Source organism: Oceanispirochaeta sp. M1 (assembly GCF_003346715.1).
In the GTDB taxonomy this organism is placed as follows: domain Bacteria; phylum Spirochaetota; class Spirochaetia; order DSM-2461; family DSM-2461; genus Oceanispirochaeta.
The window spans coordinates 14,734-29,121 of sequence record NZ_QQPQ01000012.1 but is presented as its reverse complement, the minus strand read 5'-3'; the positions used below and the strand labels follow the sequence as shown (position 1 = coordinate 29,121).

Annotated in this window: 12 protein-coding genes; 3 read left to right on the top strand and 9 right to left on the bottom strand. The window is 39.6% G+C overall.

Features of this window, described 5'->3' with window-relative positions; genetic code table 11:
* Window positions 1-12 precede the first annotated feature (12 nt).
* From DV872_RS10140 to DV872_RS10115, 6 genes are all read right to left on the bottom strand, one after another.
* Complete coding sequence (locus DV872_RS10140; RefSeq protein ID WP_158546912.1) at window positions 13-1,749, bottom strand: ABC-ATPase domain-containing protein; 1,737 nt, start codon at window positions 1,747-1,749, stop codon at window positions 13-15.
* A gap of 231 nt (window positions 1,750-1,980) precedes the next feature.
* Window positions 1,981-2,949 carry an ABC transporter permease gene (locus DV872_RS10135; protein ID WP_114629815.1) on the bottom strand — a complete coding sequence of 323 codons (969 nt, stop codon included), beginning with the start codon at window positions 2,947-2,949 and terminating at the stop codon, window positions 1,981-1,983.
* Window positions 2,950-2,966: 17 nt separating this feature from the next.
* Entirely contained in the window at window positions 2,967-4,457 is a 1,491-nt protein-coding gene (locus DV872_RS10130) for a sugar ABC transporter ATP-binding protein (RefSeq protein WP_114629814.1), read from the bottom strand.
* Window positions 4,458-4,528: 71 nt separating this feature from the next.
* Entirely contained in the window at window positions 4,529-5,473 is a 945-nt protein-coding gene (locus DV872_RS10125; RefSeq protein ID WP_114629813.1) for a sugar ABC transporter substrate-binding protein, read from the bottom strand.
* 563 nt (window positions 5,474-6,036) lie between these two features.
* Window positions 6,037-6,726 (bottom strand): GDSL-type esterase/lipase family protein, encoded by a 690-nt coding sequence (locus DV872_RS10120; RefSeq protein ID WP_114629812.1) that lies wholly within the window; start codon window positions 6,724-6,726, stop codon window positions 6,037-6,039.
* An 85-nt stretch (window positions 6,727-6,811) separates the two neighbouring features.
* The gene (locus tag DV872_RS10115; RefSeq protein ID WP_114629811.1) at window positions 6,812-7,753 is read right to left on the bottom strand and encodes a hypothetical protein; all 942 of its coding nucleotides are present in this window, start codon (window positions 7,751-7,753) and stop codon (window positions 6,812-6,814) included.
* Between the two features lie 147 nt (window positions 7,754-7,900).
* On the opposite strand from DV872_RS10115, the gene DV872_RS10110 reads away from it, so the two are divergent.
* Entirely contained in the window at window positions 7,901-8,614 is a 714-nt protein-coding gene (locus DV872_RS10110) for a phosphatase (protein ID WP_114629810.1), read from the top strand.
* Between the two features lie 164 nt (window positions 8,615-8,778).
* Here the strand turns inward: DV872_RS10110 and DV872_RS10105 are convergent, their stop codons facing one another.
* Together DV872_RS10105 and ptsP are read right to left on the bottom strand one after the other, a co-directional pair.
* Window positions 8,779-9,336 (bottom strand): GNAT family N-acetyltransferase, encoded by a 558-nt coding sequence (locus tag DV872_RS10105; RefSeq protein WP_114629809.1) that lies wholly within the window; start codon window positions 9,334-9,336, stop codon window positions 8,779-8,781.
* An 84-nt stretch (window positions 9,337-9,420) separates the two neighbouring features.
* Window positions 9,421-11,832: a phosphoenolpyruvate--protein phosphotransferase gene (ptsP, locus tag DV872_RS10100; RefSeq protein ID WP_114629808.1), complete on the bottom strand. Its 2,412-nt coding sequence runs from the start codon at window positions 11,830-11,832 to the stop codon at window positions 9,421-9,423.
* 329 nt (window positions 11,833-12,161) lie between these two features.
* Between ptsP and DV872_RS10095 the strand changes: the two genes are divergently transcribed.
* Both DV872_RS10095 and DV872_RS10090 read left to right on the top strand, forming a co-directional pair.
* On the top strand, window positions 12,162-12,875 hold the full coding sequence (locus DV872_RS10095) for a DUF4386 domain-containing protein (RefSeq protein WP_114629807.1): 714 nt from the start codon (window positions 12,162-12,164) through the stop codon (window positions 12,873-12,875).
* A 55-nt stretch (window positions 12,876-12,930) separates the two neighbouring features.
* Window positions 12,931-13,596, top strand: coding sequence for a DUF4386 domain-containing protein (locus tag DV872_RS10090; protein WP_114629806.1), 666 nt, complete (start codon window positions 12,931-12,933; stop codon window positions 13,594-13,596).
* Window positions 13,597-13,626: 30 nt separating this feature from the next.
* On the opposite strand, the gene DV872_RS10085 is transcribed toward DV872_RS10090, so the two are convergent.
* Entirely contained in the window at window positions 13,627-14,256 is a 630-nt protein-coding gene (locus DV872_RS10085; RefSeq protein WP_147283146.1) for a VWA domain-containing protein, read from the bottom strand.
* Window positions 14,257-14,388: the final 132 nt, after the last annotated feature.

Here is a 14,388-nt window from a genome sequence, read left to right as displayed (position 1 = left end):
TATCTATGAATGTTATTTTCCAGGGTTTATTTCTCTTTGAATGACCTTAAAACCTCTGAGACGATTTAATGCAAAAGCTAACTCGAGAGATCTAAAACAGGCAAAATGTCCAGAAATCTTATGGCTGATAACATCAATACCATGCTCATCAATATCCTGTGTTATTTGATTAACCACCTCACGTAACGTCATTTCTTCATTCATGATTTTTTTTGCGTATTCAATTGCAAAACCTAATGCTTTTGTTTGCGATAATTCTATAAGCTGCTCTAAATCGCTGAGATCAATGACCTGATTTCCAAAGTTCAAACGATGAGTCTCTTTTGCATAGATAGCAAATTTACCATAATCGTTGTAAGGATCAATACTCTCAGAGATTGGAATCCTCTCACGAATAGTAAATGTAGACCCTTCATCTTCATTTTTACGTTTCCCTGGAAACATTTTCACAATTTCCCGGGACCTGGAAGTCACATCTGTCGGCTGATATTTCTTCATCTGTATAACCAGATCAGAAATATCAAAATAATCTCCAACGCCTCCTAAAACAATTACAGTTGAAATATTCATTTCAGAATAAAGCTGCTGAGCTTTATCTATAAATGTTGTTATGGGTTCATCCTCTTTATTCACCAATTGCTGCATTTTACTGTCACGAATCATGAAATTGGTAGCACATGTATCCTCATCCATTAAGAGCAGCTCAGCACCGACTTCAACAGCTTCTATAATACTCGCGGCCTGCGAAGTACTTCCACTGGCATTTTCAGTACAGAATAATGTTGTATCGTTTTGATAGGGAAGATTCTTAATAAAAGGAGAAATGTCCGTTTTCTCAACAGATCTTCCGCTATAGGCTCTTATTTTCACTGATTTTTTGTTAGATACACAACGTTCTCTACCATCCCCGGGAATATGATTGTAAATACCGACTTCCATGGCCTTAAGAAGTGTAGATTTGCCGTGATAACCTCCTCCGGTAATCAATGTGATCCCTTTAGGAATCCCCATACCACCTATCTTCCCGGCATGTGGAAGCACTATCTCCTTCATAAGACTCTGAGGCGAGAAACAGGGGATTGCAGATAGATCTGTCATTGGTTTATCACTTGTACCGCTTTCACGCGCCAGGATCGAATTGTCTGCAATAAAGGCAATTAAACCGAGTGACTTTAGTTTATTGCGAAGATATTCAGCATCCTCGGCTACAGCAATATGCTTTTCCAGTGTCTTCTGATCAAGTCTTGCCTGGAGTAAAGATTTCTCTACTATACTCGTGAGTTCATCAATCAACATGCTTTCGGCTATTTGAGAAGTGATTTTTCTCCCTTTAGCAGGCAAACCCAAAAAGCAACGTATTTCGATCATATCATTTGTAATGAGCACACTATTTCTCTCCAGAATAGCTTGTCCCGGTTGATTAATTGTTATGATTCCACTGAATCCCGTTCCTCGAATACCCTTGGATATTTGTCGGCTGGCTTCGAAAAAACGTCTTGCTAAAAAATCAGAGCATGCAATATTCTGATTTTTATTTTCTGTTGTCAGCCGGATAATCCGATTATCATTTCGAGGAATCTGAATCCGATAGATGCCGGTGTGTGGTGGAGCGTATGGGTCTTTAGGTATCTGCTGAATGATTAGAGTAAATAGATTGAAATTATATGTTCCAATCAATGATTGATAGGCTGCATAATCCTTACCGTCAATAGCAGCTAGTTTATTCCTGATGATAATTTTATCTAACATAATCATCTCCTCCTATACAGTACCTTGATTCGTATCAATCGGAGGAATCATCATACAAAATTAAGAGCATTTCTCATCCCGACATAAGATAAAGATAAATTCTGCTGAACCATATATATTATATACCAACAACTATCGTTAAATTTCAAATAAATATATTGATCTGAGTCTGAGATAGGAAAATAAAAAACCGGACCATAAGATGATCCGGTCGATTGATAACAGATTTATTTATGCGGTCTGTTTAGTACTGTGTTTCATGGTTTTACCCAACTGATCCACACCAACGGCCAGGAGCAGGACAAGACCCTGAACAACCATTTGCCAGTAGGAGTCAATACCCAATAGAATCATACCATTGCTTAGTATTCCGATGATCAAGACACCTGCCACAACACCGCCTAGTTTACCTTCTCCTCCGGCTATGCTGATTCCACCAAGAACGACAGCTGTAATTACATTCATCTCAAATCCGGCACCAGTGGTAGGCTGAGCACTGAAGAGTCTTGAAAGCATTACAATTCCGGCAATTCCTGCACACAGAGCTGAGAACATATAGGTCAGGTATTTAATACCACGCACATTAACACCAGACAGTCTGGTGGCTTCTTCATTACCACCCAGACCGTAGATATATCTGCCGTATCTGGAGCGGTTCAGAAAAAGATGACCCACTATAAAGATGACAATCATTATAATAACAGGAACCGGAACAACACCTAAATATCCCTGTCCAATGACCTTGAATGCTTTTGAAAAACCGTAAACTGGTAATCCTCCACAGAGGATATACAGAATTCCCCGAAGGGTTCCCATCAGTCCCAGGGTTGCAATCAGCGGTGGGATACGGACGGTGGTTATCAAAAAAGCACTGAGCGCACCGCAAAGGCAGGCTGAGAGCAGGGCTAAAACAACAGCCAGTACGGGATGTAATCCGCCTTCTACCATCAGTTTGGCACAAATTGTTCCAGTGAGTCCCATTATGGAACCTACGGTCAGATCGATTCCCGATGTTATAATGACACAGGTCATTCCCACTGCACAGATCCCAAGCATGGAGACCTGTCTGATAACATTCACCAGATTATTCTTAGACAGGAATGCATCAGAAGCTATGGAAAAGAATAGAAACACGAGAACACAGACATAAAATATCCCGTGTTTCTGGATTGATTTTTTAAAACTAAATTTATTAAGCACTTATTCCTCCCGGATGATTACTTACTTCCTGATGCAAGATCAAGAATTTTTTCCTGAGTTACATCTTCAGATGTCAACTCTCCCTCAATTACACCCTCATGCATAACAATGATCCGTTCGGACATTCCAATCAGTTCCGGCATTTCAGAGGAGATAAGTATTATTCCTTTACCTGACTCGGCAAGCTCCCTGATAAGGTTGTAGATCTCCTGCTTGGCACCTACATCGATTCCCCTGGTGGGTTCATCGAAAATCAGTACATCACAATCACCGGCAAGCCATTTTGCCAGGACTACTTTCTGCTGATTCCCACCACTTAGATTGGATACCCGCTGTTCTACTGAGGAACACTTGATGGCCAGTCTCTTTGTAAAGTCATCAACCAGCTTTTTTTCTTTTCTTCTGTTGATAAAGATTCCATCGGAGATCTTTTGTATGAAGGTATAGCCAATATTTTCACGGATCGACAGATTGAGCAGGACTCCCTGATCCTTCCGGTCTTCAGGAATCAGACCAATCCCATTTGCAATAGCAGCTCCGGGGTTTTTGTTTGTGACCTTGCTGCCATTCAGGAGAATCTCTCCGGATTCCAGACGGTCAAGTCCGAAAAGCGCCCGGGCAATCTCAGTCCGTCCCGCACCCACAAGACCACCGAATCCAAGGATTTCACCTTTTTTCAGTTTGAAATTAATATCTTTCAGAAAGCCCCGTGTATTCATGTTTCTGACTTCCAGAACGGTATCACCCGTTGATTCAGGCGGTTTTGGAAAGTCTACTCCCAGATCCCGGCCGACCATGAGACTGATAAGTCCTGCACGGTCTATATCTTTTATATTTACTGTATCGATATATTGCCCGTCACGTAATACTGTGATTCTGTCGGCAATTATCTGAAGTTCTTCAAGCCGGTGTGAAATATATATGATAGATACACCCTCGTTTTGAAGCTTCTTGATCAGTTTGAATAAATTTTCAGTTTCACTATTTGTAAGAGCGGCAGTAGGTTCATCAAAAATCAGAATACGTGAATTCTGACTGACCGCTTTAGCAATTTCTACAAGTTGTTTATAGGCAACGCTGAGTTCGGATACCTGTGTTCCAGGATCAATATCAACACCCATAGATGCAAATATTTCAGATGCCGACTTATTCATTTTTTCCATATCAAGAAAGCATGATTTTGTGAATTCTCTTCCAAAATACATATTTTCTGCAACAGTCAGGTAGGGAATAAGATTGAACTCCTGATAAATTGCAGAAATTCCGCAGGACATGGCTTGATGGGGATTCATATCGGAGAGTTTTTCTCCTTCCAGAATAATCTCACCACCATCGGGCTGATGTGCTCCGGTCAATATTTTAATTAAAGTTGATTTGCCTGCGCCATTTTCGCCGATCAGCGCATGAACTTCTCCCTTGTGGAGACTGAACCCGACATTTTTCAATGCCTGTACACCAGGAAATCCTTTACTGATATTTCTGGTCTCAAGAATTATATTTTCAGCCAAAATGAACTCCTTTTTAAATATGCAGCCACAGCAAAACGCCGTGGCTGCATTAGAATCAGAAAAGAACTGTTCTATTTTGTTGAAAGGTATTCGTCCAGGTTTTTCCAGGTTACTCTTTCAAAGTCAATATTATGATCTTCAACTTCTTCACCATTGATAAGTTTCACCATCATTTCAATATCATTTCCTGCTTCAGCAAAAGGCATCATATCAACAGTTGCTCTGAAAATCCCTTTCTCCTTCATTTTATCAAGTGCAGGAGGAGTGGCATCAATTCCACCGATGAAGAAGCGTTCACTTCCACGGTCTGCTGCCATTACAGCTTCCAGGGCTCCAAGAGCTACCGCATCACTGTGACAGATGATAACTTCAAGTTCTTTGTTAGCCTGCAGGAGGATTTCAGTACATTTCATTCCGTCTGCGGTGTTGTTGGCAGACTGGTTGTCAGAAACAATATTTGCAGCAGGGGCGATAGACAGCAGTCCGGCTTTCATACCGTCAATTCTGTATTTATTCTGAGGCATCTCAGGATATCCGAGAATAGCGCAGTCTGCCGCTCCTCCCAGTTCCTCTTTTACCCACTCACCGGCATTGATTCCAGCCTGAAAACCATATTCATATTCATCAAGAATACATTTGGCGGAAGACCCTTCAACAAGAGTAATCACCGAGATTACAGGGATTCCTGCTTCTGTTGCCTGACGAACAACATCTGTCATGGCGGTAACATCAACTGTAATCATAACAATACCGTCTACACCCTGAGCAATATAATTCTCAATGGATGAAACCTGTTTAGCTACATTACACTGTGAATCATCAACAATCAGTTTGATACCCAGTTCTTCAGCTTTGGCTTTTGCTCCTTCCATTCTCGCTATGAAAAAGGGATTTACAAGATCAATTTGTGAATAAACAATTTTAAGCTGACCATCATCCTTCTGACCCTCCGCAGTAAGGTTGAATGACGTTAATGTGAATACAGCAGCGATTAAAAATAATACAATTCTTCTCATTTGAATTTATCCTCCGTTTTTTTGATATCAATAATGTTTAATTAATATCTTTCTATTCTTTCGCCTGCTATATTATCACTAATTCATCCCTTGTCAATATTAAAATTAACATATAGATCATATTTCCATTACGACTTATATTTAAAAGTTAATAGCTTACTATATAGCTAATAAATAGCATTAATAGAGTATTTCGATTGGATTGTTTGATAATTTATTTATTTGTATGGTCGAATCAGGAGAGTTGTGTCTTTGGAACATAATACAGAACCATGTCCCCAGAGAGTACAATTACCACAAAGAGGACAGCATTCAGGTTTTTTCCAGAAATCTTCATTTTGTTATACTTGAAGGACAGCTAAAACTCTACGAATATAAGTTATGAACGTGTTTGAAATCGCTGTACTGACAGGTACATCCGGTCACCCGTTTATTGTTTTTAATTCAATACATTATATAGAGTTATTAAATATTTAATTTTGGGATAGATTTACTTTTCTATGAGAATTTATAAAGTGAATTAATATCAATATCCTGGATACTTATCACCGTAAATCCACCATTTATCTGACTTTCGGATAATCGGGCAGCTCTTTTATTTTGGAAAAAATAGTTTCGGCTATAATACTGGCACCATCGGCATTGGGATGAATAGTATCAGGAAATAATTCCGGTTTATTGCTCAAGGGAGTATACAAGTCAATAATCTCAACTCCTGTCACCAGTGAAATTTGATCGATAAAATCGGGAAGTTCTCCTTTTATCACTTTTTCACTGATTCTCCATCGATCGGAATAAGCCTGAATGGGATAACAGATGTATACCAAAGGACGGCTTTCCAGTACCTGAAAACTATTTATCAATTCAACATAATCCGATACAAATTGATCCTTATATTGCCAGTTCTGTTGTTTTGAATCATTTGTTCCCAATTTGATGATCACCAGATCAGGTTGAAATTCATAGGCATCTATCAACTGTCTTTTTTTCCAATAGGATGAATCTCCTTTTCTCAGTAAAGTAGCGCCGTTTACACCAAAATTAAGAACAGACCAACCGTCCCCTAACATGGCTTGAAGCTGTGCGGGATATGATTCCTCAGCTCTGTTCTTAATAAATGCGCCATAGGTGATGCTGTCTCCCACTGCAGCGACACGAATAGTATCAATATCCCTGTAATCCTTCAGATTATATGTTGCACAGGAAAAAACCATACTTATGAAGAGCGTTATAATAACTATTCTTTTTTTCATTAAATTTTCCTCAGGTACTTTCTGTATCTGTCATCAGGACTTTTGCCTTAATCATTAACTCATTCATCACTTTCAAGTCTTTAAACTATCCATTATTGAAATGCTCAAATACTCGTAAAGCCCTCAATGTATTCCATCTGCTTGGTTTTCCAGCTTTTTCCATAGTGAAGTGTACTTGTCCGGGATGTGCTGTATTTACCACCCAGGTTCCATCATTATTTCTTTTATCTTGTATAATGCCTATTGCTTTATTCATTCTAAAATCCAAACTTTTACCAGTGTACTGAAAGTAATCTAACGCTCTAAGAATGTCGTATTTCCATCTACAGGGATACGGAATTTTAATGAATGCTTTGTTTATGATCTCACCAGTTCTATCTGATAAATATAGTTGATGCAGGAGGATGAATTCTTCAGCCATATCTATGTTGTTCTTTATCTCTTCTTTCCGATATTTAAAACCACTCTTTTGAAACTCATATAAACCTTCGAGTACTGAGATCGTTGTATGTAAGGAACTATGGGTTGCACCACTCCTTGTGGTTCTGCAATTAAAACCACCGTCAGGCATTACTTCATTTAAAATACTATCAACAATTGAATACAACTTTCTTTCTTCGGACTTGAAATAGGAAGCATAATTTAAAAACATTCCGTTTACACAAACATCACTGTAATGAGATGTTGAAGGTCCCAGCTTAATACCGCCATCAAGAGCAATGTTAGATTTAAGTATATTATTTATAGTTTCTTTAACAGCAGTTTGATCGGGTCTGATATTAAGATTTCTTAAGTCCAGTAATGTATAGTGGGTAGATATCCATTTGGGTTGATAGAATTGATCTCCCCAATGAAGGTTGGATTTTCTTTTTGATAAATAGTGTTGACCCCAACCTTCTTTTTCTATTCTATCCTGGAGCTCTGTTCCATTAATATCTAATAAATCTCTATATACTTGATACTGTACTGAAACATCACCTTCAAGTAACCAGTTTATTATTTGTTTATTACGTATCTCATTAGACATGCTTCAATTATATGTAATTTGAATTAAAGATCCCATGAAATTTAAATTATATAAGTACTTAAATCGTTTCACTGTTTAATAAATGGAAAACAAAATAATTATCATCGCGTATTGTACTTTCAGAGTAATAAATGATAACAACAAGATATGATAGCTATAGATACTCACACCCATTCCACTGCCTCCGGTCATGCCTATTCAACCCTGGAGGAAATGGCCCGTGCTTCACATGAAAAAGGTCTGACCGGTTTTGTTTTAACAGATCACTCACCGGGAATGCCCGGTGGAGCCCATCTTTTCCATTTTTACAATTTACGGGTTCTTCCCAGAGAGATTCATGGTTCTTTGATCTTTCGGGGAGCCGAAGCTAATATCATCAACTTTGATGGAGATATTGATCTCGATGAAGAAGTTATGAATCACTTAGAGGTTGTAATTGCATCATTCCACGTTCAAACCTGTTCTATCGGAACAAGAGATGACCATACCAACGCTTTGCTGGGTGCAATGAATAATCCTTATGTGAAAATTCTGGGGCATCCAGATGACAGCAGATTTCCCTATGACATCCCTGCTGTGGTCAAAGCCGCGGGAGAAACAGCTACCCTGATAGAGATGAATAACACCAGCTTAAGTCCTCATGGATTCCGGGTCGGCGCCCTGGAGAACTACAAAATGATCCTCTCGGAATGCCGCAAACAGGGTGTAATGATCACCCTTGGGAGTGATGCCCATTTCAGCACACGGGTGGGTGAAACAAATTACTGTGAACCCCTTCTAGAAGAGCTCCATTTCCCACAGGAACTGATTGCCAACACAAGTCTGGAAAAGTTTCTGTCTGCAATGAAGATAAGTCTCTAGTTTACAGTCAGTTAAATATTTATTTAAATTAGCCTGCTTTTTTTGAAAAAAATCACTTTTCCATTTCCGCACAATAATGTCTTTGTTGAATTCGGTTTACCCTGCTTATTCAGAATCGGGGTAAACATGGGGTAGAATTGGCTATAACAAAGCCATGTGATCTTTCATTTATAATTTCGTTCATTATTAAGATATTGAGCTTTACTCATATTGTAATAACAGGTAACAACTTTCTTATCATTCAATAATGTAAGTGTTCGTTCCTTCTTAAATTTATAATGAAATCCGCACTTCTCATTAACTCTTTTTGATTTATGATTCTCTTCAAAATGACCACACCATATTAAATCAAGATTCATTTTCTGGAAACCAATTTCCAATAAGCCATTAACCGCTTCAGGGATATATCCATTTCCCCAATATGATGGATTTAACACATACCCTATCTCTCTTTGATCTAATCCATCCACGCCTTCATCTGGAATTCTTTTATGTAGACCTATTCCACCAATTACTTTATTTTTGGATTTCAATACAACAGCTAGTACATCATCATCTTTAATAAACATTTTGATGATTTCCTTACTATCCTCTTCCGATTTATGTGGAGGCCAACCAGCATTTGGCCCAACTAAATCACTTTTGCCATACTGATAAACGTCTTTATTATCCGAAAGTTTCCAATTTCTAAGTAATAATCTATCGGTTTCAATTTCAAACATTTTCTTTCCCGGTATTTATTTTTTGTTTTCTATCATTGCAGTTTCTCCAGGGTGGAGGCCTCCCTGGAAAAACGGCAATAAAATTCAACAATGATCCAGAATGGCCTGTCTTACAACAGGGATCACTGTAGATGTAACAGAAAAGTTCCGGCAGCCCAATTCCAGAAGATCTTTTGTATAACTTGTGTTCTGAGCCAGTTCACCGCAGAGATAACATGGTTTGCCGGCCTCTCCTGCCAGAGAGCAGATTATCCTGATATACTCTTGAATGGCGACATTGCCCTGTTCAAAGTACTGACTCACATTCATCTTTTCCCTGTCTGCCGCCATGGTGTACTGAATCAAATCATTTGTCCCTATACTGACAAAATCCGACTGTTCTATAATAGCCCGAGCAGCTAGAACAGCAGCAGGTGTTTCTATCATAGTCCCCAGAGGAATACTCTTCTTAATATTTAAACTTTTCATCATACGGTGAAGCATCTCTTTAACATGAATGACATCCTCCACAACTGTGACCATGGGAATAAGAATCTTTATTTTGAATTTCAAACTCAATTTAAGACATACCCTCAGTTGAGATTCCAAAAGCTGGGGATACTTGATCAGTAGTCTTATGCCCCGAACTCCCAGGCTGGAATTGTAGCGTTCCGAAATGTCCAGATAGGAGAGGGTCTTATCACCACCGATATCCAGAAGCCTGATAATTATTTCTTTATCCTTAAAGGGCTCCAGTATTTTGTCCAGTTTCTCAAATAGAAAGTCTTCACCAGGCATGGAATCACGGGTCAGGTATAATACTTCCATTCTGAAAAGACCGATTCCATCGGCTGCGAAAGATATTCCTTCAACAGATTCATCCAGGCTGGCCACCACCGTATACAGTTTTACTTCTTCTCCCTTGTAAATGAGATCCTTATGATCCTTATGCACAGCCTGCAAACGGGAATACTCTGTGGTGTAACTCAAAATTTGTGATTTCAACCCCCCTATTTCCTGAAGGTTTGGATAAATAATAGCAGCACCCGTACTACCGTCAATAAATACAGTGGTTCCATTGCTGATTAAAGTCAAATCCATATTCTCCAGAATAATCATGGGAATATTCATGGCTTTGGCAATGATCGCCGTATGGGAAAAACGGCTCCCCTCTTTGGTAACAATGGCCTTTACATTCTTTTTGTTTATATGAACCGTGTCAGAGGGAAGTAAGCGTATGGAAAAAATAACAGAATTCTCAGGTACCGACTCGAGTATATGACTTTCAATTCCCTGCAGCTCTGTCAGAACCCTCCGGGAGATATCTGCAATATCCTGAGATTTATTTCTGAAAACCTCGTCATCAAAGGCCAGGAACCGCATTTCCCATCTTTTAAAGACATCACGAATGACTTCTTCCGCATTGACCCTTCTTTCAAAAAGCTGTGTTTTAATCTCATCCAGAATCTGCCTGTCATTCAATATCAGTCTGTGAGCCTGGAATATGACAGAATGCTCCCTACTCAGTTCATGATTAACCTCTTCTTCCATTTCCAACAGGTCTTTCTCAACCTCATGAATAGCCTGTTCTATCCTGGTGTACTCATCCTCCAGATTTTCTTCTCTGATATCATAACTCTCCATCTCGTGAGAGAGCAGATCATTATAAACAAAGATCGTTCCCAAAGCAGTACCCGGGTGTATGGGAACACCCGTAATCTCCATTCGCTTCTGTATCTTATCTGTGATGACAACGGGAATGCCTTCATCATTGACCTCCAGAATATCCTTACCATGATATAGATAAATGAGTCCCTTTCCGGTATTCCCTGCCTCATCCAGGGCTTTATCGGCTGCAGTGAGTAATTTATGATCTGTATCAATGTGAAAAAGTCCGTATGAGGCAATTCCAATATTAAGATAAAAAGGGGATTTTGATATCTTCTGAGGAAGGGAGAATACATTCTGAATATTTATGGAAGTCTGGATGGCGGCATTGGTATTAGTCTCCCCCAGTAACAAAACAAAGCGACTGCGATTATAGAGATATACAGTATCTGTCAGCCGTATATGATAACTGAAATCTGTTGTAAGACTGTTGATGATACTGTCCCGGACACTATCATCCTCCAAAATAACATCAATCAACAGTATTGAAAAAGGAGACCCGTATCTGTGGGCCCTTTCAATTTCCACCTGTATGTCTCTTGATAGGACAGAGGCATCATAAGCTTTTAAACTGCTATGTGCTGAGTTTGAATGGGCAATACGTCTAATGTCAGCACTATTTAAAATATCAGGTGTTCGTACCCTCTGATTGATATTTTTCATATAGTCTACAAGGGCGACTTCAATACCTACATCACGTCCCAGCTCTTTATCCAGCTTCTCTTTATGAGAAACGATATCACTGCAGATATTATACTCATCATCCTCGTCATCAAAGCAGACATTGGATAGAATATACTGACAATAACTGTCATAATTTTCATTTGAATTCAGATATCCTTCTTTCACAATGGAGCCTCCATTGCTTTTAATTGTAATCAATTTGAGTATTAAATAAAATTTGATTCTTTTTTAGAATATGCTTTCTCTTCGTTTCAATACAGCAATCTGCCAGGTTCTGAAAGATTCAAATTTTGAGTCAACATAACTCTCAAACCACCTGCATTCCGGCCTGTCCAAAGGACAGGAATTATCACCCTTAATGAGAAGCAGTTATTTATTATTGATTGATAATCTCAGTTAGAAGTGCGACAATTGGAATTCAGATACATTTTATCTTACGTGGCCCATGGCAAGGTTGTGCTGTAATATCAGATAGTTTTGAGGAGCAGATTCAAATGAAAAGCTACAGAATGAATGCATTGATGGCTGGTTTACTTTACTTTTCAGGGACAGCCTTTGGGGTTTCAAGTGCAGTCGTCGGCGGTGAAGTGATTTCTTCCAGCGTAACCAATAAACCAATTCCAAGTATAGATTTATTGAATATGGTTGCCGCCGATTCGTCCCGGATAACTGCTGCTTCATTTTTAATACTCCTGATGGGCATTTCACTGGTTGCAATGACGGTGTTCCTATACCCCATCTTCAGAAAAGACAGCAAAGAACTTGCGGCGGGTATGTTACTTTTTCGTGGGGCACTTGAGGGGACCTATTATTTTATTTCAACTATGGGATTTTTAGCACTTGTTTTAATTGGTAATGAGTATGCGGCTACAGGGGCTGATTCGACTGCATTACAATCTATGGGCAATGTCTTCTATCAATTTCAAAGCCTCCTCGGTCCGGTTGGTACCATAATATTTCTCATTGGGGCTACATGTTTATACATTTCTTTTTATCGAACAAGATTGATTCCCCGCTGGCTGTCCGTCTGGGGTCTGATCGGTGTGGTTCCATATATGGCTTATGCCCTGTTGCATTTTTTTCACATGGATAATGGCATTGGATTTTATCTGCAAATGGTGTTGGCACCACAGGAATTGGTGATGGGATTTTGGCTGATAATCAAAGGATTTGATCATACTGCAATTGACAAGCTTATGACTGATTAGCCATTAAAGAGAAGATTTACAGCTGCAATAGAATCAATATTCTGGAGGAAATATTATGAACCCGAAGAAAACTACCAGGATTCTTGGAATCGCTTTTATTCTGCAGTTTATTACTTCATTTTCAAACGGAGTTTTTATTAAACCCTTATGGTTCGTTCCTGATAATATGGAACAGACTCTTATAAAAATAGCTGAAAACAGCGGTATTTACCGCCTGGGAATATTTCTTGATATTTTAACTGCCCTGGGAGTTATTTTTCTTGGCGCCGTTTTATTCATTACTCTCAAGCCAATCAAAAAATACCTATCCACAACAGCATTTGCATTCTATATATTCGAAGGAACATTGCTTGCAGCTAGTAAAATTGAGTCATATAAACTACTTCTAATCAGTCAGGATTTTATTTTGAATCCGAAATATGCCGAATTATTGAAAATGGCAGCTTACTCATATGGTTCAATGGATTATGTTGGAAATACATTACATATGCTCATCTTCTGTATCGGTGCAATGATGTTTTATTATCTACTACTTATATCAGCAAAGATCCCGAAATGGATCTCTTATTGGGGTTTGATTTCTCTTATACCTTTATTCATCGGGACCATTGCTCAAATCTTTTCTTTTTCAATCCCTTTTTTCCTCTATATCCCATATGTTCCTTTTGAATTATTTATCGGTATCTGGATAATAGTAAAAGGGATTGCTGAATCTGAATAAATCGTTATGCTGTCGCTTTTCAGCGAATGCCTATACATGAATCACATCCGTCAGCTTGCGAAGCCGTGCTTTCAGATGTGAGGCAATCTCCCTGAGAAGCTCACCGGGTTCTGCGGTAGCCAGAACAATTGCCGGTATATTCCGGGCTGGAAACTGATCGGCCAGGGACAGGACCTCCTCTCTGATATTTACTGTCGGATCCAGGGAGACAGAGGGTCTTCCGTCGGTAAGCAGTATCATCTGCTGTTGATCATTCGGATGGCGGACACGCTCAGAATGAACTGTCTGGAGTACGATCTGAAGACCATGGGCCAGAGGTGTACCCCCGCCGGAAGCCATAGCCTGCAATGCATGACGAGCCCGGGCAATGCTGCTTGTCGGTGGCAGGACAACTTTAGCTTTCCAATCATGAAAAACAATGACACCTACACGGTATCTTTTTTGATAGGCTTGAGTCAGCAGCCCCAGAACTGCTCCCTTTGCGAGTTTCATCTGCTCTTCAACCAGCATAGAATCAGAGGCATCCACCAGAAAGAGTATTGTCTTTTTGACAGGTTGCACACGCAAACGGCAACGTAAATCCTGAGGACTGATGCCGTCCTCCGCAAGAGCTGACACTCCCGGCGCCCGGCGCATAGCCGCGGCCAGACAAGTCGCCAAAGGATCAAGCTCATTGATCTGATCCCCGTCCTTAACCTTGATAGAAGCGATATGTCGTCCGTTGCGGGAAACACAGAACTGTTTCCGCCCCGGTAAAATGTCCTGCTCGTCCAGTGAAATACGAAGAGGGGT